This is a genomic window from Flavobacterium sp., from assembly GCF_041392005.1.
Classification (GTDB): Bacteria; Bacteroidota; Bacteroidia; order Flavobacteriales; family Flavobacteriaceae; genus Flavobacterium.
This window is the reverse complement of record NZ_JAWKMX010000014.1, coordinates 1-25479: the sequence shown is the minus strand read 5'-3', so window position 1 is coordinate 25479 and position 25479 is coordinate 1. Positions and strand designations below refer to the sequence as shown.

Genomic DNA, 25479 nt, shown 5'->3' with positions numbered 1-25479 from the left:
CCTTTATTCTTTAAATTCTATTGCATTTTGTCCAATGTAAAACCAATTTTTTGGATTATCTAAATATACTGGAATTATTGTAAACGCATCATCAGTATATGGCTGTATTGAAAATCCATCATTTAATTTACCCGCATACTTAGGTTCTATTAGTATTTTTGTTTTTATAAAATAAAACCCGGTTTTTGTATTGTTCTCTAAATAAATTACTTGGTTTCTCCCCGTAATTTTATCATATTTAGCGGGGATAATTTCCGTTCCATCTTCGAAAACGAGCCCTACTTTACCGTTTTTAGTAAATGTTAAATAATTTTCTTCGGTTCTTGTTTTAGAATTATACATTTTAAGTAAAACAGTAGGCTCGGTATCATATTTTGGTGTAATTTCATTTTTTGATTCAACATTTACAAAACCATATTTTCCATTTTTAACTGTAAAAAGTAAATTATTTCGAAATCGATAAACAGGATAAACTCTGTCGTATTTTTTAGCTAAATTATCTAAATTAAAATCATCTTTTGTGCTATTAACTTCTACTGTTTCAATATCTTCTATTTCTGATGTGGCTACTTCTTGTACTAAATATGTTTTGGTTGCTTCATCTTCAGATACAGTAACTATTTTGTATTGTGTTTCGGTGTCGTTTACAACTTTAAATTTTAAAGAATTGTTACGATAGTCTATATAATGAATTTGGTCGTACATAACAGGAATTAAAATAGTTCCTGTATAATCTATTATGCCTATTTTATTAGTTTTTTCAACTAAAAAAGTATCGTATTTTGCATATTCAATTCGGTTATAAATAGCAGGTATAATAAAGCCTACATTGGGTTTATATAAGCCATATTTTTCAGTATTATTTTTAACAATAAAGTTGGGATAATAAAAGTCGATGTATGAAAATTCTATTGGAACAACTATTTTACCATTTTGGTTTATTATTCCACATTTAGCATTTTGATAAACTTGTGCATACGTATCGCTATTAGTGTTAAAAACGGAAACACTATCGTATTTTGGTTCTATAATTATTTTTCCTTCGGTAGTAGCATAACCCCATACATTTCCTTTTTTATACGGAATAGGTTGTGCATTAATAAAGCAGCTACAAAATAGTACAATTAACAATCGAAAAGACATTATTTCGCTATTAATGTATAAGTCTGATTTGTTTTTTCTATGGTGCATATTTTTTTAAGTGTTCCCAAATCTTTGGTTAGCATTAATTGTTCTTTTATAAAACCATTGGGCGAATTAATATTTTTTATATCAGGGTAACTTTCATCTACTATTAGTTTTATAATTGAAAATTCATCGGTTCGTCCTGTAAAATAAACCGTTTCAGCTCCATTTTTAGACATTTTTTTATACGGATTATAAGTTGTACAAATATCTTCTATTGTAAACGACTCGGCATTTGTAATTTTTAATTCTGTTCCATTTTTTTCGCAATCATAAAGTACTGCATCGTTTAGATTATAGTATCGGTATTTTTTTATTTTACTTTGTCTATCGTTATATATCATTAAAACACTGGTGTTTTCGCTATTAATTAATTCTGTAATAGTGTCGTTAACTATAATTTTTCCTTTTTTGTCATAATACATTCTGTTGTTAGTTACGCTGTAAGTAAAATCGATAGTTTTAGAAAAATTTTTATACTCAATTTTTGTAGTTAACGAATCTTTTTGTTGCTTGCATTTTAAATACGCTTTATTTTTTTCGTAAAATGTTGTGCAAACATCGCTTAACAAATAGTGGGTAGATTCATTTTCTTTTTTTAATTCGTCTGCCGTAAACTCTACATTATTGTAAGAAAAAGCAATAACATTTTCATTTTCGGGTAAATTATTTAAAAATCCTATTTTTCGCAAATTATCGGTTAATTCGTTAGTTGCAAACGCTGTGCTTGTCCAAATTTTTAGGTTTAAATTTTCATTTCCAAAAACCCAACCCTGAACTTTTTTGTCAAAAATTGTTTTTGAACTCGCATCTTTGTAAAAAAAACCTTTGGGAAACGCTTCATTTATGGTTAAATATTCTAAAGAATCTTTATAACGAATAACCACTACTCCATATTCTTTAAAATAAGAAAAAACTTTAGCATTTTCATTGCTGTCGTATAAAAGTTTGTTTGCTACAAAAATAGTTTCGTTATTTAGAAAACTTAGTTTAAATTTTACACCATTACTAGTGTTTTCTAAATTTTTTTCTTTTAAAGATGTTAAAAAAATATCCGAATTATAATTAACTTTAAAAACTTCATTTTGAGCCAATGCAAGTTGTGTAATAATAAGAAAAATAGATAGTTTTTTTAGCATTTTTTCAATTTGTAATAGTTACGGCTTTTAAAACAACGAATATACACAATAATTAAATGAAATTTAGCTTTTTATTGACTTCTATTTATCATAAAACTTAAAAAGATTTTCTTTTTAAAATTCAAAAAAATTACTAAATTGGCACATCTAATAATTCTATAAAATATGCCAATATATAGTCCGTTTTCTAAATCGCAGCTATTGCCACAAGAAGAAATGCTTGAAGTTGCTAAACATAAAAGTGAATTATTTATTGGTGTACCACAAGAAACTTCCTATCAAGAAAGGCGTATTTGCTTAACTCCCGAAGCTGTAGCCTCGTTAACATCTCACGGACACAGGGTTTTAATAGAATCGAAAGCAGGCGAAAGCGCTAGTTTTTCAGACAAAGAATATAGCGATGCTGGTGCCGAAATTACAAACGACACCAAAAAAGTTTTTGCTTGCCCTATAGTTTTAAAAGTAGAACCACCTACGCTACCCGAAATTGAAATGATGAATCCACAAACCATTGTTATTTCGGCCATACAACTTAAAACCCAACGCAAACAATATTTTGAAGCGTTAACAGCAAAACGCATTACGGCTCTAGCTTTCGAATTTATTAAAGACGAAGACGGTTCGTATCCTGCTGTAAAATCGTTATCCGAAATTGCCGGAATAGCATCTATACACATAGCGGCCGAAATGATGATTAATCAAAACATTGGAAAAGGATTGTTATTTGGCAATGTTACAGGTGTGCGCCCAACCGATGTAGTTATTTTAGGCGCAGGAACAGTTGCCGAATTTGCAGCTCGTACAGCACTAGGGCTTGGTGCAAATGTAAAAGTTTTCGATAATTCGATAAGTAAACTTCGTCGCTTACAAAATTTATTAAACCAACGTATTTTTACTTCTACCCTACAAGAAAAAACATTATTAAAAGCGCTTATGCGTTGCGATGTTGTTATTGGCGCTATGCGCGGAAAAAATAGAGCTCCAGTAATTGTAACCGAAACTATGGTAGAAAACATGAAAAAAGGAGCTGTTATTGTAGACGTTAGCATTGATACTGGCGGCTGTTTCGAAACTTCCGAAATTACAACACACGACAAACCAACTTTTATAAAACACAATATTATTCATTATTGCGTGCCTAATATTCCGTCGCGCTACTCTAAAACAGCATCAACTACAATAAGCAATATTTTAACACCTTACCTAATTCAAATTGCAGACGATGGTGGCTTAGAAAGTGCTATTCGCTGTAACAAAGGACTCAAAAACGGAATATACTGCTACCACGGATTATTAACAAACAAAGCCATTGCCGATTGGTTCAACATCGATTTTCGCGATATTAATTTATTAGTGTTTTAGAGCATTCCCTCTTACAAAGTATAATTTTTGCAAGAGGTCGCGTTATTCGCTATATCTTTTTTGTAAACAAAAAAGGATGCCGCTACTACCGCTAATGCAAAATATAATAGTATTTTTGCAAAAAATATTACTATGAATATACGCATTCGTGTAGCTTATTATTTGTTAGGGCTATTTATAGGAGTTATAGGTGTTGCTTATTTTTTAACCGAAAAAGCCGAATCTCGTGGTGTTGAGTTTTGTTACTTTCCAAATTGTAGAGTACTACAAGATTTGCGAAAAAAACCATTGCAAATTTCTACCGAAGCACAAAATACACTTACTGCAAATTGGGTAACCTTAGACGATATTAAAAAAACATTGCGCTACGGCGATGTCGATTTTTCAAAAAGCAACAAACCATTTAAAAACGGTAAACTATATATAATAGAAGGTAAAAACACTAATAATGAAGCTATTATAGTAACCATGGTAAACTACACCAATAAGGCTTTACTTGATAAAATTGAAAAAAAATAGTTTTTATAAAATAATTGCTTGTAAATATAAAAAATCAGTGTATATTTGCATTCGCAATAAGGGCGATTAGCTCAGTTGGTTCAGAGCACCTCGTTTACACCGAGGGGGTCGGGGGTTCGAATCCCTCATCGCCCACAGATATAGAATTATAAAAAACGCCAAGTTTCCTTGTGCGTTTTTTTTGTTTTTAGATTTAGCGAGATTACTTTATTTGAGAAAATTGGAGGTTGCTTTAAATACTTTATTTTTTATGTTTATATTTTGCATTCTCTAGGTTTCGATAAGTATTACATTGGGCAAACAAATGCTATTCAAAATCGATTAAACCATCATAATTCTGCATGTAATAAAGTATTTTAAAAAAAACTTTCACTAAAGCTATGCTTTATTTATAATTAACAAGGTTTTTTAGTATTTGGATTTTCTACAATAAAATTGTATGTTTGATATATAATTATTTAGTATAATAAAAATGCAAAAAATACCTAGTGTTGACTTGCGTGATTTCCTATCGGATGACCCGGTACGCAAACAGAAATTTGTAAATGAAATCGGAAAAGCTTATGAAGAAATAGGTTTTGTAGCCTTAAAAGGGCATTTTTTAGACGATAAATTAGTTGATGAACTGTACAGTGAAATTCGAAACTTTTTTAATCTTCCAGTAGAAGTAAAAGAAAAGTATGAAATTCCAGGTATCGGTGGCCAGCGTGGTTATGTTTCTTTTGGCAAAGAGCATGCTAAAGGTCGTTCTGCGGGCGATTTAAAAGAATTTTGGCATTTTGGCCAGTATGTTTCTGAAGGTTCAAAATGGGAAGGAGAATATCCCGACAATGTTGAAGTTAAAGAATTACCAAAGTTTAATGCCGTAGGAAAACAAGCTTACCAAATGTTAGAAAAAACGGGTATATACGTGTTACGAGCATTAGCCCTTCACATAGGATTGGATGAGTTTTATTTTGATAATTATATTAAAGATGGAAATTCTATTTTACGTCCTATTCACTACCCACCTATTACAGATGAGCCTAAAGATGGTGCTGTTAGAGCTGCCGCACATGGCGATATTAATTTAATTACATTATTAATGGGTGCGCAAGGTAAAGGTTTACAAGTACAGAATCATAATGGCGATTGGATTGATGCTATGGCGCAACCCGATGAATTAATGATTAATGTAGGCGATATGCTTTCAAGACATACCAATAACAAATTAAAATCTACTATCCATCAGGTAGTTAATCCGCCTAGAGAACTTTGGGGTACATCGCGCTACTCTATTCCGTTTTTTATGCACCCAGTAAGCGATATGAAACTTGATTGCTTATCACAATGTATAGATGAAAACAATCCAAAATTATATGATGATATTACTGCTGGCGAGTTTTTGCACGAACGATTAGTAGATTTAGGTTTAATTAAAAAGTAATTCTATTTGTGTTTATAATTAAAAAAGGCTGTTTTAATAAAACAGCCTTTTTTAATTATTAGATAAGCGGTGGTTCTATAGGGTCAATATCATCAGATTCATTATTTTTTTCCTTTTCAATATTTTCTTCTTTATTAAACATTAGACCAACCATCATTATTAATGCCGATAGTACAATAACTTGTACAATAAGTGCTTTATTTACAATAGGAATTTTACTTGCTTCGGGAATACTTAAGAAAAGTAAAATGGTAATTAATCCGCGCGGTGCAATAAACAATAAAGGCATTAGTTTTACTTTAAATAATTTTAATTGAATAGCTCTTACAATGTAAATTACAGCTAAAATACCTAATGCAATACTCAATAGTATATGGATTTAAAATTTCTTCTGTTTTCATTAAAAACCCGAATAACAAGAAAAATAACGACCGAATTAAAAGCAGCTTCTACGACCAACTCTTTAAATTTTGTTACCTCTTTATCTAAAACTCTTGGTTTAAGTTTTTGAATAAGTTTAAATTGTTCCAATTGGTCAAAGTTTCCAATAAATAATCCAAATAAAATAATAAAAATTAAAGCCGGAAGATGATAAATCTCGGCAATAGCAAAAATGAGTATTATAAGTAAAACTATTGGTGCAAACTTTACGTGATGATCTATTCTACTTAGTAAAAAGCTAAAAATACAGTAGCAATAAATGAAATATAAACAACATAATAAGTACTTGCAACCCAAAATTTCCAATAGTATCTAAATTAATAACCGAATTTTAAAAGTTACAAAATTAAAGGCTAAAACACCAAAATATCGGAAAGATCACTTTCATAAATTGCAAATTCTTTATTAAAAACATTTAAATTTCCTACACTAGAAATGGCAATAGCACTACTTATAATACAAAGCGGAATGGCATTTAAAATACCATCTTTATAACTAGCATCTAAAAAATAATAAAAAAAATGTCCTATTGCTAACGCAGTAACAATAAGTGGTATAATAGCCGTTACAAAAGTTTTGGTTACAAAAGGTAATTTGCGTTTGTCTAAATCGAGCTCAAGCGAACCTTCTAAAACAATAAGTACTAAACCTACTGTTCCTAAAATGGGTAAAAGCGGATTTAATTCGGGAACAATTATATGGAAAATATCGGTTGCTTGCCGCACACCCCAACCTAACAATAGTAAAAGTATTACCGATGGAATTTTCGTTTTGCTCGAAGTTACTGTAATGATAGGCTAACAATAATAATACACAAATGGTAATAATTATAGCAAAATTCATATGTTTTGATTTTAGCAATATAAAAAATGTTTTCTAATTTTAAGTTTTAAAAAAGTAACATTTTTTATATTTTTGCAGTAACAATTTGTTTATGATAAACCCTTCTATAAACGGCTGGATTGATAAATTTTTAAACGAAAATTTAAACAATTTTGTTCCTTACGAAACTGATTATAAAGAAATTTTATGACGATACCCGAACCTCGGGTTTTATTTACGGTTATACAGTTTATATTCCGGTTACAAAGAGAAATTTTTAGAAGGAAATTCGCAAATAGAAATAACTAAAATAGCTTTACTTAATGCTTTGTTCGGCATTTTTAGATTGGTAAAAAAATCTGATGATTTTTCTGTTTTTCTTACTGATGCTGTAGCATTTTACAAAACTATCCAGCATGAAAATTATTTCTTTCTAAGCAAATTATTACCATCGGGTTCTATAAGCAATAAACTAGAAGAAATTATTAATAATAGATATACAAACTAATGCTAATATTATTAGCAAAACTTTTCGCACATTATAACAAATGCGTTACTTTTTATTGATGTTTTGGCGTTTCATTACTATTTAATTCATAATAAAATAAATACTCCAAATACATTAAAGATTTTGAAATGTGTTGTTTAAATTTAGTTGTTTTAGCATTCTTAAGTTAAATTGAATAAAAGCGAATACGATGAACTTTTAATTAAATTATTTCAAAACTCGCTGCGTTATACTAAATTTTGCCAATTGAAAAAACCTACACTAAACGATTTAAATTGGAATAATTTTACACATATTGTTGAAAAATTATATTTGCTTGATTTGGTTGAAATGGCTTATGGAGTGATGAAGAACTACAAACGGAAGAACTTTCCTTTTTAAAAACAATTGCTCAAAAAATGCAACTAAATAACTACGATGTTACCCAAAGTTGTAAAAATATAGACGCTTTTATAGCGACTTACAAAAGTGAAATTCCATACTTTAATTATTCGAATCCTGTAAAACATTTCTATTTACAAACTAATAAAACCGTAACCAAACTGGTAAATAGAAACAAAAAAAGACTTGTAAAAGAAATATCGAGTAAAGAATTACCGGTTTTGTTGGTAAAATCTACTTCCGGAGAGCTAGATGAAAACTGAAAAGAAAGCAAAAAACAGCTACTCGATATTTGTAAAACAATTCCATCGTTAACTATTTTTTTACTTCCATGGCGGATTATTGTTACCAATATTATCAAAATATATTCCGCAATTGTTACCTTCTGTTTTTTAATGAAAATTTAGAAGATTAAGTTAACTTATAAATTTCATAATATTAGCCAAGATACTTTCAAAATCGATATTTAAATCAATTAATTTCTCCGGAATGAATATCGAAAACCACCGTGAACACTAATTTTTCCATCGGCAAAAGCCTTTTGTACTGCCGCAGTTTTAATTACATTAATACATTGTTCTTCAACATTTGTTCAACTAGCCTATTATAGCGCTTACCTTCGTCTTCAATTGCGTTTAATTCATCTTTATGAATACGATATACATCGCGAATATTTTGCAACCAAGGATTAGTAATACCTAAATCTGCCGATTGCATAGCGGCTTTTACACCACCGCAATAATAATGTCCGCAAACTACAACGTGGTTAACTTTTTAAATGCGTTACCGCATATTCAAATTACCGACATTGAATTTAAATCGGCATTTGGAACCACATTTGCTATGTTTCTATGCACAAACATCGCCTGGTGCAACGACCCATTAATTCTTCGGCGGGTTACACGACTATCGGCAATACCAATATATAATATTTCGGGGCTTTGTCCTTCAGATAGACATTAAAATAATTGGCATCTAAATCTAATTTAGATTTTACCCAATCTTTATTTTTTTTTCAAAATTTTCTCAATATTCACGGTTTCGTTATTTAGTTTGTATTGGTTTGGTAAAAAAAATTCTATAAAACTATGTGGGTTTTCCACGTTTCCTCTTTCCGAAATTAGATAAATATCACTGCTTTATTTCTGGCTTGTATAATAAAATCTTCTTAATACTTCTAATTACATCATAATCTAAATAGGTTGTTTTGCTAATATTTAATTCTAAACGAATATCATGCGGTAAGTTAAACAATTCTTTTGAATTGCCGCTTTGTTTAAAAATGTAATTTCTTCTGCCAAAGTCATTTTTACAATTGGTTTATTTTCATTCTCTTCAATATGCAAAAAATGGGAATTTTGATAGCTTTTTATAGCAATTACCACTAAACCTGCGCCCAAACCTAGCGCGACACCTATTAATAAATCGGTAAAAACAATTCCTACAACTGTTATTATAAATGGAATAAATTGCTTCCAACCTAATGTGTATTACTTTTTTTGAACAAACTTGGCTTGGCTAACTTGTATCCTACAATTAATAAAACAGTCGAGAAAGTGAATTTTTTATTTAATATAGCAGGGAAATTAAAAATTACCGACAAAAGCAATAAAAATCCGTGTATAATGGTTGATAGTTTTGTTTTTCCGCCCGATTGCATGTTGCATTGAACTACAACAATAACCTCCAAGAGGCAAACCTCCTATTGATCCGAAATCATATTTCCTATACCTTGAGCAAAAAGTTCTTTATTTGCAGGCGTTACATTTTTTCTTGGATCTAACTTATCGGTTGCTTCAACACTTAAAAGTTTCTATACTAGCTACAATGGCTAATGTAAAAGCAGTTACCCAAACTTTATAATTGCCTATAACATTTAAATTTGGCGAACTAAATTGGTTAAAAAATCGGAAACATTTGAATTGGAACACTTACTAAATGTGTTGCACCAATAGAAAGCACATCGTTATTCATAGTGGCTAGGTAAAAACAATACCTAAAACAACTACAACTAGCGGACCTTGTATAACTTTAAAATTTTCCTTTTTAGAGAGCACATTATCCCAAAAAATAAGAATAATCAAACTAATTAAACCAATTAAAGCAGCTCCGATTAATGTGTTCTAAAGTATTAAATAATTCTAAGAAATGTATTGCTTCCATCGTGTTCAAAAATTCTAAATCCTTAAGCCGATTGTCTGTCGTAGCCAAAAAAGTTAGGTATTTATTTCTTTTAAAATAATAATAATACCAATACCCGTAAGCATTCCTTTAATTACAGACGATGGAAGTAGCCAATAATACCTGCTTTTGCGAAACCTAAAATAATTTTGAAAACTCCTGCAATTACTACTGCTAATAAAAAGTTTTCATCCACCTAAATCTCAATATTGCTACAAAAACAATCGCAGCGACCAGCTGCAAAATAATAACTCTACCTTTGAACCACTTAAAGCGCCCACTAGTACACCACCAATAATACCAGCTATTACACCAGAAAATAATGGTGCACCACTAGCTAAAGCAATACCTAAACATAACGTAATATTACAAAATACGACTATACTCGCTGGTAAGTCATTTTTTAAATATTTAAACATAAAGTATTTATAAAGTTATTAATTACATAAAAAATGCGACTGTAATTACAATAAATTAGAGAAGTAAAAATAGATGCTAAAAAGTACCTTACATGATTCGTTAGTATACAAAATGGGGTATAATGTAAAGATGTACAAAAAATCTGAAAAAATATAAGGTTCATTGTGTACTACTTTTAACTCGTTAAAAATTATAGTATTTTCCTCTTCTTCAGATACATTATAAAAATATGAAACATCTACATCTTTATGTAACACACTTATAATAGTAGGCGTTGCTAAAAACGAGATGAATAAAAAAAGCGTTATTTTTATAAAAATATTCATTGTTACAAATTTACAAATTACAACTTTAAAAAAGAGTAAAATGTTACAAAAAAAAACAGCACTTATAAAGTGCTGTTTTTATATATATATTAATGAAATTATTACTTAACTGTTGCTGCTTTGTCTTTTTGACCCACAACTTCATAACTCATTTTTAAAAGGTTTTTTGTGTTTTGGTCATCAGGGTTTAGAGAATAAGCTTTTTCAAAACTTGGTAATGCTTTTTCAAAAACTCCTTTTCTTTTTGCCATTAACTCATCGTATTTTGTTTTATTATCTAAATTGTTATTAATTTCATCTACTAACTTTTGATCGTCTTTTAACAATTCGTAAGCTTCATTAAAATAAATACGAGCTTCTTCATTTTTAACTTCTTGATCGTTAGGATTTAATTCTCGAGCTTGAGCTAATATTTTTTTAGCTTTTTCTAAATTTCCGTTACTCGAAGCTAAAATGCCTAACATTCTGTAAACTTCTGGTTTTTTTGTTACTACTTTTTCATCTCTAGGTTTTTCATGTGTTCCTAAAGCAATTGCTTTTACGCGAGCATCTCGGTTTGGAAAAGTTTCTTCCTCATCAGAAACTTTGCTTTTTGCATAATAAATTGTACCATTATTAAGGTAATCGCTATCTTTTAACTCGTCGTATAATTTTTCGGCTAATTTATAATTTTTTGATTGAACTGCCGATATAGCTGCATTTTCTAATTCTTGTCCTTGCCCTTTTGGATCAAAAGTATATAGTAAATAGAAAAAACCTGAAGCCTGTTCAAATTGCGAAGCATTGTACGCTTGATTTCCTATTGTTTTTAATTGGGTTATAAATTGATTTTTTTCTTGTACTAAATCATCATAATATATTTTCTTACCAACTTTGGTTTCATATGCCATAGTAGCGTCTATAACTTCTCCGTATTCTTTAACAAAACTAGGTGTATATAGTTTTAATTGATCCATTGGGGTAGCCTTATCGCCTTTAGCATAGAGCTCTAAAGTAGGATACATTACTTTATAAAATTTAGCATAAACGGCTTGGTCTTCGTCTAAACTCATTCCTTCTAAAGAGGCTAAATTACTTTTAAATTCTGCTAAATCTTTTTCGGAAACCGATTCTTTTCCGTAAATTTTCTTTAATGTTTTTAACTCATCTTTTTGAGCAAATGTTGTTAGCGAAATAAAGGTAACAACAAGTAATACTATTTTTTTCATTTTTCTAAAGTTTTAAAAAAGCCCAAATTTTGGGCTTTTATTTATTCTTGAGTTTCGTTATTGTTTTCAGAAGAATCAAATTCTGTACCATTTTCTTCTTCCGTTATCGTTTCGTCTTGTTCTTCTTCGCGAAGCACTTTTGTTACCGCTGCAATAGAGTCGTTTCCTTTAATATTTATTAATCGAACACCTTGTGTAGCTCTACCCATTACACGTAAATCGTCAACACGCATACGAATAGTTAGACCTGATTTGTTGATTATCATTAAGTCATCTTCATCGGTAACGGCTTTAATAGCTATTAATTGACCTGTTTTATCGGTAATATTTAAGGTTTTTACGCCTTTTCCACCACGATTTGTAATACGATATACATCTTCGCCATCGTCATCTACTAATTTGGTTCGTTTGCCATAGCCATTTTCGGTTACTACTAATACTTGCGATTCGTTTACTTCATCTTTATCAATAGAAATCATTCCGATAACTTCATCAGCATCATCGGCTAAAGTTATACCACGAACTCCAGAAGCTGTTCTACCCATTGGTCGTGTTTTTTCTTCTTCAAAGCGAACAATTTTTCCTGATTTTCCAGCTAATAAAACTTGGCTATTTCCAGTGGTTAATTTTGCTTCTAGTAACTCATCATCTTCGCGAATCGTAATGGCGTTAATTCCATTTTGGCGCGGACGCGAATATTGTTCTAAAGGTGTTTTTTTAACGATACCTTTTTTAGTAGCCATAATAACGAAGTTATTATTTATGTAGTCTTCGTCTTTTAAATCTTTGGTACAAATAAAGGCTTTTACCTTATCGTCTTGTTCTATGTTAATAAGATTTTGAATAGCTCTACCTTTACTAGCTTTTGTTCCCTCTGGAATTTCATATACACGCATCCAGAAACATTTTCCTTTTTGGGTAAAAAACAACAAATACTGATGATTTGTAGCTACAAATAAATGTTCTAAGAAATCTTGATCGCGAGTGGCAGTTCCTTTTTGTCCAACTCCTCCTCTATTTTGTGTTTTATATTCCGATAAAGAAGTTCGTTTAACATAACCTGCGTGCGAAATGGTAATAACCACTTGTTCATCGGCAATTAAGTCTTCAATACTTACATCGCCACCTGCATATTCGATTACAGAACGGCGTTCGTCGCCATATTTTTCTCTAACTTCTACCAATTCTTCTTTAATAATATCCATTCGGCGTTCTTTTCTTGCCAAAATGTCTTTTAAATCTTTTATGGTTTCCATTAACTCGTCATACTCACTACGTAACTTGTCTTGTTCTAGTCCTGTTAATTGGCGTAAACGCATTTCTACAATAGCACGTGCTTGAATTTCTGATAATTCAAAACGTTCCATTAATTTAGTTCTTGCTTCTTCTGCATTTGATGAAGCTCGAATTATTGCAATTACTTCGTCTATATTATCGGAAGCAATAATTAATCCTTCTAAAATATGAGCACGTTCTTCTGCTTTGCGCAATTCAAACTCGGTACGGCGCGTTACTACATCGTGTCTATGCTCTACAAAATGATGAATTAAATCTTTTAAATTCAACATTTCTGGACGACCTTTTACAAGTGCTATGTTATTTACACTAAAAGACGATTGTAATTGTGTATATTTATATAAGGTATTTAAAACAATATTAGGAACCGCATCGCGCTTTAATTCATATACAATTCGCATTCCTTTTCTATCGGATTCATCGCGAATTGTAGCAATACCTTCAATTTTTTTATCGTTTACCAAATCGGCCGTTTTTTTAATCATTTCGGCTTTGTTAACTTGGTATGGAATTTCGGTTACAATAATAGCTTCGCGCCCATTAGATTCTTCAAAATTAGCCTTAGCACGCATTACAATACGGCCACGCCCTGTTTTAAATGCTTCTCGAACACCTTCATAACCATAAATAATACCGCCTGTAGGAAAATCTGGAGCTTTAATATGTTCCATTAACTCGTCAATCTCGATATCATTATTGTCAATATAAGCTAATGTTCCATTAACAACTTCAGTTAAATTATGAGGTGGCATATTTGTGGCCATACCTACTGCTATACCCGAAGTACCGTTAATTAATAAAGTAGGAATTCTAGTAGGTAATACCGTTGGTTCTTTATATTCGTCAGAAAAGTTTAATTGATGATCTACAGTATCTTTATCAATATCGGCTAGCATATCTTCCGATATTTTTTGCATACGCGCTTCTGTATAACGCATTGCCGCAGGGCTATCGCCATCTACAGAACCGTAATTTCCTTGGCCATCAACCATTAAATAACGTAAGCTCCATTCTTGAGCCATACGCACCATAGTATCGTAAACTGAAGAATCGCCGTGAGGATGATATTTACCTAAAACTTCACCAACTATTGTGGCCGATTTTTTATAAGCCACGTTTGAACGCACGCCTAAAGTGTGCATACCATATAAAACTCTTCGGTGTACTGGTTTTAAACCGTCTCTAACATCAGGAAGCGCACGTGACACAATTACCGACATCGAGTAATCGATGTAGGCTGATTTCATTTCATCTTCAATGTTAATAGGAATTAACTTTTCTCCGTCAGACATAAGTATCTAAATTTATCTTAATTAATTAAACGTGCCAATATACGGCTTTTTACTAATTTATTAAGCCTATATTTAAAAGAAATTAGACGAGTTATTAACAATTTTTATTGAAAAAAATATTTCAGCATTTAAACCTTTCACTATCAAAATATTATTTTTTGTCAATTCGTCAGTTACCTTACAAAAGGTATGTTTTTTGTATAATATAACGAAAACTTATTATCTTTACATTTAAGATTATTATATTATGGATGAAAATTTTTCGCCACGAGTAAAAGATGTTATTACATATAGCAAAGAAGAAGCCCTGCGCCTAGGTCACGATTTTATAGGTACCGAACATTTAATGTTAGGGCTGCTTCGCGAAGGTCAAGGTAAGGCTATGAACATATTAAACAATATGGCAGTTGATTTTGATTTGTTACGAAGAAAAGTTGAAGTTCTAAGCCCTGCAAATACAATAGGCGTTCAGAGTAACGATAAAAAAAATCTCCATTTAACGCGCCAAGCAGAACGCGCTATAAAAACTACTTTTTTAGAAGCTAAACTATTCAACAGCAACATAATTAGTACAGCTCATTTATTATTATGTATTTTACGCAATGAAAATGACCCTACAACAAAGTTATTAAACAAATTAAAAATAGATTACGAAACTGTTAAAGAACAATATATTACTATGTTAGCAAACGAAAACGATTATATAGAAAATTTACCAAAAGCCGAGTCGTTTAGCGATGATAACGACAATGAAGACACTCCAAAAGAAGGCGGTTTTAATCCGCCTGCACAGGGAAATAAATCAACTAAGAAATCGAAAACACCTGTTTTAGATAATTTTGGTCGCGATTTAACCGAATTAGCCGAAGAAGGAAAACTAGACCCCGTTGTAGGTAGAGAAAAAGAAATTGAACGCGTTTCGCAAATTTTAAGCCGAAGAAAAAAGAACAATCCTTTACTTATAGGAGAACCCGGTGTAGGAAAATCTGCCATAGCCGAAGGTTTAGCATTAATGATTGTAAAGAAAAAAGTATCACGCATTTTATTTAATAAACGTGTAGTTACTTTAGATTTAGCCAGTTTAGTAGCAGGTACAAAATACCGTGGCCAGTTTGAAGAACGTATGAAAGCCGTAATGAACGAGCTTGAAAAAAATGACGATATTATTCTATTTATTGACGAAATTCACACTATAGTTGGTGCAGGTGGCGCAACAGGTTCATTAGATGCGTCTAATATGTTTAAACCTGCACTTGCCAGAGGCGAAATTCAATGTATTGGCGCTACTACTTTAGACGAATACCGCCAGTACATTGAAAAAGATGGTGCTTTAGAACGACGCTTTCAAAAAGTTGTAGTTGAACCTACTTCTGTTGAAGAAACCATTACTATTTTAAACAATATTAAAGGTAAATACGAAGATCATCATAACGTAATTTACACCCCAGAAGCCGTTGAGGCTTGTGTAAAATTAACAAGCCGTTATATGACCGATCGTTTTCTTCCAGATAAAGCTATTGATGCGTTAGACGAAGCAGGCTCTCGAGTACATATAACAAATATTGATGTTCCTAAACAAATTTTAGAACTAGAACGCGAATTAGAAGATGTTCGCACCAAAAAAAGTGAAGTTGTTAAAAAACAGAAGTATGAAGATGCCGCTAAACTTCGCGACGACGAGAAAAAGATTGAAAAAGATTTAGCTATTGCCCAAGAAAAATGGGAAGAAGAATCAAAAAACAATCGTGTTACAGTTACCGAAGATAATGTTGCCGACGTGGTTTCAATGATGACAGGAATTCCTGTTAATAGAATTGCTCAAACTGAAAGTAATAAATTAGCTAAACTACCCGAACTAATTAAAGGTAAGGTAATTGGTCAAGATGAAGCGGTTGGTAAAATTGCTAAAGCCATTCAACGAAATCGTGCAGGATTAAAAGACCCTAATAAACCTATTGGCTCTTTTATCTTTTTAGGACAAACAGGCGTTGGTAAAACTCAATTAGCAAAAGTTTTAGCAAAAGAACTATTCGATTCGGAAGACGCTTTGGTTAGAATAGATATGAGTGAATATATGGAAAAATTTGCTATTTCACGTCTAATTGGTGCTCCTCCAGGTTATGTAGGTTACGAGGAAGGTGGACAACTAACCGAAAAAGTTCGTAGAAAGCCTTATGCCGTTGTACTATTAGATGAAATTGAAAAAGCACACCCCGATGTATTTAATATGTTGCTTCAAGTTTTAGACGATGGGCATTTAACCGATAGTTTAGGTCGAAAAATAGATTTTAGAAATACTATTATTATTATGACATCTAACGTTGGTGCACGTCAGTTAAAAGATTTTGGTCAAGGTGTTGGTTTCGGCACATCGGCAAAAACAGCGCAAGCCGACGATAATGCTAAAGGAATTATTGAAAATGCACTTAAAAAAGCATTTGCTCCAGAATTCTTAAACCGAATTGACGATGTAATTGTATTTAACCCATTAGAAAAAGAAGATATTGATAAAATTATCGATATTGAAATGGAAAAATTATATGCTCGCATTAAAGACTTGGGTTATACGCTTAAACTTTCTGAAAAAGCTAAAGATTATATTGCCGATAAAGGTTTTGATAAGCAGTTTGGTGCTCGCCCATTAAAACGAGCCATTCAAAAGTATGTTGAAGATGCTTTAGCCGAAGAAATTATTACTTCTAAAATTCATGAAGGCGACGAAATTTTTATGGATTTAGATGAAAAAGCAGAAGAACTCACAATAGCAATTCAAAAAAAAGAAAATCCTGCTAATTAGCAGGATTTTTTATTTACCAACATATAATTTCAAAAAAAGTAGTACATTAGAATTAAATTTCAAAACCAATAAATGAACGAAAAAGTAATTATAGGAAGCGAAGAATGGTGTTCTTTCCCTACGCTAGGTATACCAACGGTTAAAGCTCGAATCGATTCGGGTGCAAAAACGTCGTCGCTACACGCAATTAATATTAAAACTTTTCAAAGAAATGGAGAAGAATGGGTAAAATTTGATATTAATCCTATTCAAAATAACACAAAAGCTACTATACACTGCGAAGCAAAATTAGTTGACCAGCGTATTGTTAAAAGTTCGAGTGGTTTTCGCGAAAAACGCTATGTTATTAAAACCAAACTAAAAATTGGGATAAAAGAATGGGATATTGAAGTTACCCTTACCAATAGAGATTCTATGGGGTTTCGTATGCTTCTAGGACGAGAAGCTATGGTAGGCAGAATTTTGGTTGACCCAGAAGCAAAATACCGTTTAGGACAACCCACAACCGAAGAACTTAAACAATATTATTATGCTGAAACGGATACCAAAAAAGGATTAAAAATTGGATTACTAGCTAGTAATCCAGAATTGTATAGCAACAAACGTATTATTGAAGCTGGCGAAATGCGTGGGCACGAAATGCACTTTTTAAACTTAAAATATTGCTATATGAAGCTCGATGCTGAAACGCCCGAAATTCATTATCGTGGTGGTAAAGTTTTAGAAGGATTTGATGCAGTAATTCCACGTATTCGTCCAAGTATGACGTATTATGGTTGTGCCTTAACACGTCAGTTTGAAGCTTTAAAAGTTTTTGCATTAAACAATGCGGCTGCCATTACACAATCGCGCGACAAACTTTTTTCGTTACAATTGTTATTAAATAATGGTGTTGATATTCCTACTACAGGTTTTGCAAATTCGCCTTTAGATACGGACGATTTAATAAAAATGGTGGGCGGCTCGCCTTTAATTGTAAAACTTTTAGAAGGAACACAAGGAAAAGGCGTGGTTTTAGCCGAAACCAAAAAAGCTGCCGAATCGGTTATTAATGCTTTTAAAAGTTTAAATGCCAATATTTTAGTTCAAGAATTTATTAAAGAAGCTAACGGAAAAGATTTACGACTTTTTGTAGTAGATGGCAAAGTAGTTGCCGCTATGCAACGCGAAGCTGCGCCAGGCGAATTTAGAGCTAATATTCATATGGGCGGTTCGGCTTCGGTTGTAAAAGTTACTTCTGAAGAAAAGAAAATTGCCATAAAGGCGGCAAAAGCAATGAATTTAAAAGTAGCTGGCGTTGATATTATTCGTTCATCAAAAGGACCATTATTATTAGAAGTAAACTCTTCTCCTGGTTTAGAAGGTATAGAAGGTGCTACTCAAAAAGATATTGCGGGTGAAATGATTAAAGCAATTGAAAAAAACTTTAAATGGAAATAATATGAAAAGCAAATATAGTGTACCTTTAGCTTTATTTATACTCGGAATGCTTATTGTAATTGTAGGTGCTTATATTCGATTACTAAAATGGGAATACGCAAATGTTTTTCTTGTTATAGGAATGATGTGCGAAGCTGCAGGACTAATTCTTTTAATTAGAATTTTATTGAAAAATTTAAAAAATAAATGATACTAATTGCCAAAGTTTTAATCGTAATCATAGCACTACTCCATAGCTATTTCTTAGTTCTAGAAATGTTTTTATGGACCACTCGTGGGCCAAAAGTGTTTCGTAATTTTCCTAAAGATTTATTTGAACCAACTAAAACCTTAGCTGCTAATCAAGGTTTGTATAATGGATTTCTTGCCGCTGGATTATTATGGTCATTATTCATTTCAGATGAAATGTGGCAAAAAAATATAGCGCTTTTCTTTTTAGGTTGTGTTGCTATTGCAGGAATTTATGGTGCTTTAACAGCAAGTAAAAAGATTTTTTATATTCAGGCTTTGCCTGCTATTGTGGCGATTGTTTTTTTAACCTTTTAGTAGTCTTAATTATAACTCCAGTGCTTTTACTTAATTCCTCTTTAAGTTTCTTGGAAATAAAAATTCCATTTATTCCAAAAATATTTAATTTAAATAAATCATAATCTGGAAAATTATTTGTCAAAAATATTTCAGAAGCAAAAACATATACTTCATTGTCTTGATTTAATTTTCTAAAATTCTTAATCTCATCAAGACTATTAAATTCAACTTTTTCTCTAGTATCAAATTCTAATAATCCTTTTTGAGCATAAAAATTACTTTTTTTAAAATCAATAAAATTTTCAATACTAGCATCATTTACAAGAAAAAAATAATTAATACTATTATTTTCATTTTGAGTAGCTTGAAATTTAAAAGTATTATATTTTCCAATATTAAATTTTGTTATTAACTGTCTGGTTATATCATTAATTAATAAGCCATATTGTTCAAGAAAACTACCTTTAATGAAGTCAGTAAATTTAGAAGATTTGAATAATTCCATTTGACCTATTTCAGGTAATTCTTTAGGAATATTATTATCTTTTAATAAATCATGAAAATCATTTACTGAGCCAAACTTTGGAATTTCAATTTTTAATTCTGACTTTTTATCCCAATTTTCAAATAAAATGTTCATGTTTTTAACTGCTGGACTAATCCAGTTTTTTATTTGATCACCGGTTTTTTTATTTCCTACTAATTCTAATTCAAAAAAATCATCTGATTCATTTTGATTAAAAAAAAAGGAATTTTCTTGTTCTTTCCAAGTTTCGGCAACTTGCTCAAATATTGACTTTGATTTCATACTCAATATATTTTCAACTACAAAATCTCCTCATCCACTTGAAGCGTCTGCAAATAGCTGATAGATTTTTCAATATCGTAATGTAATAATCGGTCAACTTCTACAACTGGTACTTCTTCTCTGTACGATTTTAAGAACATTTCGATAAACGCACTCGATTGTAACGGACGTCTAAATTCAATAGCTTGTGAAGCATTTAATAATTCAATTGCTAAAATACGCTCTAAATTTTCAACAATACGCAATGTTTTAGTTGCTGCATTTGCTCCCATACTTACATGATCTTCTTGTCCGTTACTCGAAACAATACTATCAACACTCGCTGGAGTTGCCAATTGTTTGTTTTGACTTACAATACTTGCCGCAGTATATTGCGGAATCATAAATCCTGAATTCAAACCTGGATCTTTTACTAAGAAAGCTGGTAATTCGCGTAAACCCGATATTAACTGGTAGGTTCTTCTTTCTGAAATACTTCCCAATTCTGCTAACGCTATTCCTAAGAAATCTAATGCTAAAGCCAAAGGTTGTCCGTGGAAATTTCCACCCGAAATAATTTGGTCTTCAGCCACAAAAATATTTGGATTATCTGTAACCGAATTAATTTCTGTACGGAAAACACGTTTCACATAATCAATAGTATCTTTACTTGCTCCGTGAACTTGCGGAATACAACGAAATGAATACGGATCTTGAACATGTTTTTTAGGTTGGTCAATAATTTCACTTCCATCTAACAAATCGCGCATGCGTTCAGCGGTTTGAATTTGCCCTTTGTGCGGACGAACTAAATGAATCAAATCGGTAAAGGGTTCTATTCGTCCATCAAAACCTTCTAAAGAAATGGCGCCAATTACATCTGCTAAATACGATAATTTACAAGCTTTTATTAAACTATAAACGCCGTAAGCACTCATAAATTGTGTTCCATTTAATAAGGCTAAACCTTCTTTTGATTTTAATTGGATAGATTTCCAACCAAATTTTTCTAGCATTTTACTCGAAGGTTGGCGGAAACCATCAACATATACTTCGCCTTCACCAATTAGAGGTAATGATAAATGCGCTAAAGGTGCTAAATCGCCCGATGCACCAAGTGAACCTAATTCGTAAACTACTGGTAAAACATCGTTGTTGTAAAAATCAATTAACCGTTCAACCGTTTCTAATTGCACTCCAGAGTTGCCATAACTCAACGACTGAATTTTAAGCAACAACATTATTTTTATAACTTCATGCGGCACTTCTGCTCCAGTTCCACAAGCGTGCGATTTTACTAAGTTTTCTTGAAGTTTTGTTAAATTCTCATTAGAAATTTTTACATTATATAAGGAGCCAAATCCTGTATTTATTCCGTAAATCGGACGTTCATTGGTTTCCATTTTTTTATCTAAATACGTACGACATTTTACGATTAACGCACTTGCTTCTTCAGATAAGGCTAATTTTTGCCCTTGAGAAATAATTTCGTTTATACGTTCTATTGATAATAAATCTGAGCTAATATAATGTGTTGGTTCCATTGGTATATTTTAAGACTTCAAAATTCAGTAAACAATTATAAAAATGCAAGATTTGTTGATAAGATTAACAATAAATTATTTATTTAAAAATAAAACTACAAAATCGAACTCAATTTTTGAAGAATTTTAAATAAATTAGCGCATTCAAATTTTTGACATTTTATGTAATGAAAAACACAGCTTTAACACATATTCACGAACAATTAGGAGCAAAAATGGTTCCATTTGCAGGTTATAATATGCCTGTACAATATGAAGGCGTAAACGCCGAACACGAAACGGTACGAAATGGCGTAGGTGTATTTGATGTTTCGCATATGGGCGAATTTTTATTAACCGGACCAAAAGCATTAGATTTAATTCAAAAAGTAACGTCTAACGATGCTTCTGCTTTAACTATTGGTCGTGCGCAATATTCTTGTATGCCAAATGCAAATGGCGGAATTGTGGACGATTTAATTATTTACAAAATTAAAGACGAACAATATCTATTAGTGGTTAATGCTTCCAATATTGAAAAAGATTGGAATTGGATTACTTCTCATAATGATATGGGCGTTGAAATGCGTGATTTATCGGAAGATTATTCATTGTTAGCCATTCAAGGACCAAAAGCTGTGGAAGCTATGCAAAGTTTAACTTCGGTTGATTTATCGCAAATTAAATATTACCATTTTGAGGTAGCTGATTTTGCTGGAATTGAACATGTAATTATTTCGGCGACTGGTTATACAGGTTCTGGTGGATTTGAAATTTATTGTAAAAATTCAGAAGTAGAACAAGTTTGGACTAAAGTTTTTGAAGCTGGTGCTTCTTTTGGAATCAAACCAATAGGTTTAGCAGCACGTGATACTTTACGTTTAGAAATGGGATTCTGTTTATATGGAAACGATATTGACGATACTACTTCGCCACTGGAAGCTGGTTTAGGTTGGATTACAAAATTTACAAAAGATTTTATCAACTCTGAAAATCTTAAAAAACAAAAAGAAGAAGGTGTTTCTAGAAAATTAGTTGCATTTGAGTTATTAGAACGAGGAATTCCACGTCACGATTATGAAATTGTAGATGCAAACGGAAATGTTATTGGTAGGGTAACTTCTGGAACGCAATCTCCTTCTTTAGGAAAAGCCATTGGCTTAGGTTATGTTCCTACGGAATTAGCTGCCGAAGGAAGCGAAATTTACATTCGCATTCGAAATAAAGATATTAAAGCACAAGTTGTAAAATTGCCGTTTTATAAAAAGTAATTTGCTAAAGAGTAATTAGCAAAATTTTGTTTTAAATATTGAAAAAAATTACTTTTGCAATCAATATAAAACTTGAACATTTAAACTTGAAATAAAAAGAAATGGGAAGAGCGTTTGAATTTAGAAAAGCACGAAAAATGAAACGTTGGTCGGCAATGGCCAAAACGTTTACAAGAATTGGGAAAGATATTGTAATGGCAGTTAAAGAAGGTGGCCCAAATCCTGAAACTAACTCGCGATTACGAGCTGTTATTCAAAATGCAAAGGCAGCTAATATGCCAAAAGACAATGTAGAACGAGCTATTAAAAAAGCATCAGATAAAGATACTGCCAATTTTAAAGAGGTTTTATTTGAAGGCTATGCGCCACACGGAATTGCTATTTTAATAGAAACCGCTACTGATAATAACAATAGAACGGTTGCTAATATTAGAAGTTACTTTAACAAATGTAATGGAACTATGGGTACGCAAGGTTCGGTAGAATTTATGTTTGATCATACCTGTAATTTCAGAATTCCAGCAGAAGGTTTAGATGTAGAAGAACTAGAATTAGAAATGATAGATTTTGGTGTGGAAGAAATTTTTGCCGATGAAGATGGCATTGTAATGTATGCGCCATTTGAAAGTTTTGGAACCATTCAAAAAGAATTAGAAAATCGCGAACTAGAAATTTTATCTTCGGGTTTCGATAGAATTCCACAAGTAACTAAAGAACTTACAGCAGAGCAAGTTGCCGATGTAGAAAAATTGTTAGAAAAAATTGAAGAAGATGACGATGTGATGAATGTTTTTCATAATATGAAAGATAACGATAATTAAAAATTGAAAACCATAAAAAAAGGCGTTAATTGTATAATTAACGCCTTTTTTGTGTTCTTATAATTTTACTACATTTCTTTAAAAATAGTGTGCATTAAACGTGTTTTATCGTTGATGCTTTCTTCTAACGATATCATTGTTTCGGTTCTATATACACCCTCAATATCATCTATTTTAAAAATAACTTCTTTTGCGTGTTTTGTATCGCGAGCTCTTATTTTACAGAAAATATTAAACTTTCCTGTTGTTACGTGTGCAACAGTTACATAAGGAATTTCGCTAATTCTTTCAATTACAAATTTTGTTTGCGATGTATTGTGTAAAAACACACCAACGTAAGCAATAAACGAATAACCAAGCTTTTCATAATCTAACGTTAACGACGATCCTTGAATAATGCCTGCGTCTTCCATTTTTTTAACACGAACGTGAACGGTACCAGCAGAAATTAGCAATTTTTTTGCTATATCTGTAAATGGAATTCTGGTATTGTTGATTAACATATCTAATATTTGGTGATCAACTTCATCTAATTTAAACTTCCCCATTTTGCTTTAATTATTTTCTTTAACTATAATTTCTTTAACGTATTACTCATTAATTTGTTGTAATCCATTACGAAATAGTAGCGTGTTTGCTAGCGAAAAATCTGCTCTTTTACCTATTTTAGGCATATTTTCGCCTTCACATTCAAATAATTTCTCTTTACCATCGTACTCAAAATGTCCGTAAAAATCATTTTCGAGTGCTAATGCAACTATTTTAGCTACAAATTCAATTTTTTTATGAACTAAATGCTCTTCGTAATGAGCTGCAAAGTTAATTGTTTTTTCAGAATTCTTATCTAAAATTTTAATATTTTTATAATAAAAATCATAAAAACACTTTTTATTTTGAGGAATTTTCAAATATTTATCCAATTCATTATCAACTATAACGTTTTCGTTAGTTGTAGAAAAAACCTGTAATAAAGCTATAAATACAAATTTTCGTACTTCATCTCGTTGATAATCGTTTTGAAAATGTCCTGCTTCAAATAAAATTGTTGGTACATTTTGTGTCATTAAATAATCGCCTATGCAATTATCGTTAAAACTATCATCAAAACGTCCTATTTGATTTGGAATATAATTTGATAGTTCATTAGCTATTGTATTGATTATTTGCACAGCCTGCAAACGGGTTTCGTTATAATCTCTAGTAGCATTATAAGCCGGAGCTAAAAACGACATAGTAGCAGGCAAACCTGTGTTTTCTGTACCAAAAATAGTACGTTGGTCGTGTAAGTTTAAGCATAAATCAGGCTGAAACTCTTTGCAAATAGCTCTTAAAACCTTGCTTTCGGGCTGTGTGTTGTTTTTTGCATCTCTATTTAAATCAATCTTATTGGCATTCTCTCGTGTATATAATTCGGCACCATCAGGATTCAAAATAGGAATAATTACTACTGTATAACTGTTGTATATGGTTTGCGCTAAACTATTATTAGATTGTAAAAAATTAATAAAATCGAGTACACCTTTTGTAGTTGTCGATTCGTTTCCGTGCATTTGCGACCACATTAAAACCTTTTTTTTCCCTTTTCCGAAAGAAATAGAATAAATAGGTTTTTGTAAAACAGAATGGCCTATAATTTTTGTAGAAAATCTTTTACTTGAAAGCGATTCCATAAAGGGTTTTATATGCTGTAAAGTAACATAGCGCTTTGTAATTTCTGTTACTAAAAAATGTGTTGCGAGTTGTAGTGAATTCATAAGTTTTAATTGTGTTACAAATGTAAACAAGTTATTATTTACAATTGTAAAC

Annotated in this window: 24 protein-coding genes and 1 tRNA gene; 12 read left to right on the top strand and 13 right to left on the bottom strand. The window is 31.4% G+C overall.

What is annotated here, in order from left to right; genetic code table 11:
- Positions 1 to 3: 3 nt before the first annotated feature.
- Positions 4 to 1191, bottom strand: coding sequence for a WG repeat-containing protein (locus R2808_RS07790; protein ID WP_371270399.1), 1188 nt, complete (start codon positions 1189 to 1191; stop codon positions 4 to 6).
- On the bottom strand, positions 1143 to 2324 hold the full coding sequence (locus R2808_RS07785; RefSeq protein ID WP_371270398.1) for a hypothetical protein: 1182 nt from the start codon (positions 2322 to 2324) through the stop codon (positions 1143 to 1145). The genes R2808_RS07790 and R2808_RS07785 overlap by 49 nt, the downstream gene beginning before the upstream one ends.
- Positions 2325 to 2489: 165 nt before the next feature.
- Between R2808_RS07785 and R2808_RS07780 the strand changes: the two genes are divergently transcribed.
- The 5 genes from R2808_RS07780 (at position 2490) to R2808_RS07760 (ending at position 5631) form a co-directional block, all read left to right on the top strand.
- The gene (locus R2808_RS07780; protein ID WP_371270397.1) at positions 2490 to 3686 is read left to right on the top strand and encodes an alanine dehydrogenase; all 1197 of its coding nucleotides are present in this window, start codon (positions 2490 to 2492) and stop codon (positions 3684 to 3686) included.
- A gap of 132 nt (positions 3687 to 3818) precedes the next feature.
- Positions 3819 to 4205 carry a DUF4258 domain-containing protein gene (locus R2808_RS07775; protein ID WP_371270396.1) on the top strand — a complete coding sequence of 129 codons (387 nt, stop codon included), beginning with the start codon at positions 3819 to 3821 and terminating at the stop codon, positions 4203 to 4205.
- A gap of 60 nt (positions 4206 to 4265) precedes the next feature.
- A tRNA-Val gene (locus R2808_RS07770) sits at positions 4266 to 4340 on the top strand.
- Positions 4341 to 4373: 33 nt separating this feature from the next.
- Positions 4374 to 4565, top strand: coding sequence for a GIY-YIG nuclease family protein (locus R2808_RS07765; protein ID WP_371270395.1), 192 nt, complete (start codon positions 4374 to 4376; stop codon positions 4563 to 4565).
- 112 nt (positions 4566 to 4677) lie between these two features.
- Positions 4678 to 5631, top strand: a complete 954-nt coding sequence (locus tag R2808_RS07760) for an isopenicillin N synthase family dioxygenase (protein WP_371270394.1) — start codon at positions 4678 to 4680, stop codon at positions 5629 to 5631.
- A 58-nt stretch (positions 5632 to 5689) separates the two neighbouring features.
- On the opposite strand, the gene R2808_RS07755 is transcribed toward R2808_RS07760, so the two are convergent.
- Together R2808_RS07755 and R2808_RS07750 are read right to left on the bottom strand one after the other, a co-directional pair.
- Entirely contained in the window at positions 5690 to 5998 is a 309-nt protein-coding gene (locus tag R2808_RS07755) for a hypothetical protein (RefSeq protein WP_371270393.1), read from the bottom strand.
- Between the two features lie 427 nt (positions 5999 to 6425).
- Positions 6426 to 6812 carry a hypothetical protein gene (locus R2808_RS07750; protein WP_371270392.1) on the bottom strand — a complete coding sequence of 129 codons (387 nt, stop codon included), beginning with the start codon at positions 6810 to 6812 and terminating at the stop codon, positions 6426 to 6428.
- A 988-nt stretch (positions 6813 to 7800) separates the two neighbouring features.
- On the opposite strand from R2808_RS07750, the gene R2808_RS07745 reads away from it, so the two are divergent.
- Positions 7801 to 8046, top strand: coding sequence for a hypothetical protein (locus R2808_RS07745; RefSeq protein WP_371270391.1), 246 nt, complete (start codon positions 7801 to 7803; stop codon positions 8044 to 8046).
- 298 nt (positions 8047 to 8344) lie between these two features.
- On the opposite strand, the gene R2808_RS07740 is transcribed toward R2808_RS07745, so the two are convergent.
- From R2808_RS07740 to gyrA, 5 genes are all read right to left on the bottom strand, one after another.
- Complete coding sequence (locus R2808_RS07740; RefSeq protein WP_371270390.1) at positions 8345 to 8500, bottom strand: hypothetical protein; 156 nt, start codon at positions 8498 to 8500, stop codon at positions 8345 to 8347.
- Positions 8501 to 8577: 77 nt separating this feature from the next.
- A complete protein-coding gene (locus R2808_RS07735) occupies positions 8578 to 8658 on the bottom strand; it encodes a hypothetical protein (RefSeq protein ID WP_371270428.1) in 81 nt (26 codons plus the stop codon).
- A gap of 1518 nt (positions 8659 to 10176) precedes the next feature.
- The gene (locus R2808_RS07730; RefSeq protein WP_371270389.1) at positions 10177 to 10383 is read right to left on the bottom strand and encodes a hypothetical protein; all 207 of its coding nucleotides are present in this window, start codon (positions 10381 to 10383) and stop codon (positions 10177 to 10179) included.
- 428 nt (positions 10384 to 10811) lie between these two features.
- Entirely contained in the window at positions 10812 to 11918 is a 1107-nt protein-coding gene (locus tag R2808_RS07725; RefSeq protein WP_371270387.1) for a hypothetical protein, read from the bottom strand.
- Positions 11919 to 11959: 41 nt separating this feature from the next.
- The gene (gene gyrA / locus R2808_RS07720; protein ID WP_371270386.1) at positions 11960 to 14506 is read right to left on the bottom strand and encodes a DNA gyrase subunit A; all 2547 of its coding nucleotides are present in this window, start codon (positions 14504 to 14506) and stop codon (positions 11960 to 11962) included.
- Between the two features lie 247 nt (positions 14507 to 14753).
- On the opposite strand from gyrA, the gene R2808_RS07715 reads away from it, so the two are divergent.
- The 4 genes from R2808_RS07715 (at position 14754) to R2808_RS07700 (ending at position 19289) form a co-directional block, all read left to right on the top strand.
- A complete protein-coding gene (locus tag R2808_RS07715; RefSeq protein ID WP_371270385.1) occupies positions 14754 to 17303 on the top strand; it encodes an ATP-dependent Clp protease ATP-binding subunit in 2550 nt (849 codons plus the stop codon).
- Between the two features lie 72 nt (positions 17304 to 17375).
- Positions 17376 to 18743, top strand: coding sequence for a 30S ribosomal protein S6--L-glutamate ligase (gene rimK, locus R2808_RS07710; RefSeq protein WP_371270384.1), 1368 nt, complete (start codon positions 17376 to 17378; stop codon positions 18741 to 18743).
- A 1-nt stretch (position 18744) separates the two neighbouring features.
- Positions 18745 to 18933, top strand: a complete 189-nt coding sequence (locus R2808_RS07705) for a hypothetical protein (RefSeq protein WP_371270383.1) — start codon at positions 18745 to 18747, stop codon at positions 18931 to 18933.
- The gene (locus tag R2808_RS07700; RefSeq protein ID WP_371270382.1) at positions 18930 to 19289 is read left to right on the top strand and encodes a DUF1304 domain-containing protein; all 360 of its coding nucleotides are present in this window, start codon (positions 18930 to 18932) and stop codon (positions 19287 to 19289) included. The genes R2808_RS07705 and R2808_RS07700 overlap by 4 nt, the downstream gene beginning before the upstream one ends.
- Here R2808_RS07700 and R2808_RS07695 read toward each other — a convergent pair.
- Complete coding sequence (locus R2808_RS07695; protein ID WP_371270381.1) at positions 19258 to 20079, bottom strand: hypothetical protein; 822 nt, start codon at positions 20077 to 20079, stop codon at positions 19258 to 19260. The genes R2808_RS07700 and R2808_RS07695 overlap by 32 nt on opposite strands.
- 17 nt (positions 20080 to 20096) lie before the next feature.
- Positions 20097 to 21602, bottom strand: a complete 1506-nt coding sequence (gene hutH / locus R2808_RS07690; protein ID WP_371270380.1) for a histidine ammonia-lyase — start codon at positions 21600 to 21602, stop codon at positions 20097 to 20099.
- A 167-nt stretch (positions 21603 to 21769) separates the two neighbouring features.
- On the opposite strand from hutH, the gene gcvT reads away from it, so the two are divergent.
- Together gcvT and R2808_RS07680 are read left to right on the top strand one after the other, a co-directional pair.
- Positions 21770 to 22852: a glycine cleavage system aminomethyltransferase GcvT gene (gene gcvT / locus R2808_RS07685; protein ID WP_371270379.1), complete on the top strand. Its 1083-nt coding sequence runs from the start codon at positions 21770 to 21772 to the stop codon at positions 22850 to 22852.
- Between the two features lie 101 nt (positions 22853 to 22953).
- Positions 22954 to 23673 carry a YebC/PmpR family DNA-binding transcriptional regulator gene (locus R2808_RS07680; protein ID WP_371270378.1) on the top strand — a complete coding sequence of 240 codons (720 nt, stop codon included), beginning with the start codon at positions 22954 to 22956 and terminating at the stop codon, positions 23671 to 23673.
- A 68-nt stretch (positions 23674 to 23741) separates the two neighbouring features.
- Here the strand turns inward: R2808_RS07680 and R2808_RS07675 are convergent, their stop codons facing one another.
- Positions 23742 to 24221 carry an Lrp/AsnC family transcriptional regulator gene (locus R2808_RS07675; RefSeq protein WP_371270377.1) on the bottom strand — a complete coding sequence of 160 codons (480 nt, stop codon included), beginning with the start codon at positions 24219 to 24221 and terminating at the stop codon, positions 23742 to 23744.
- Between the two features lie 42 nt (positions 24222 to 24263).
- Positions 24264 to 25479, bottom strand: a 1216-nt coding sequence (locus tag R2808_RS07670; protein ID WP_371270376.1) for a M14 metallopeptidase family protein, incomplete at its 5' end; no start/stop codon positions are given.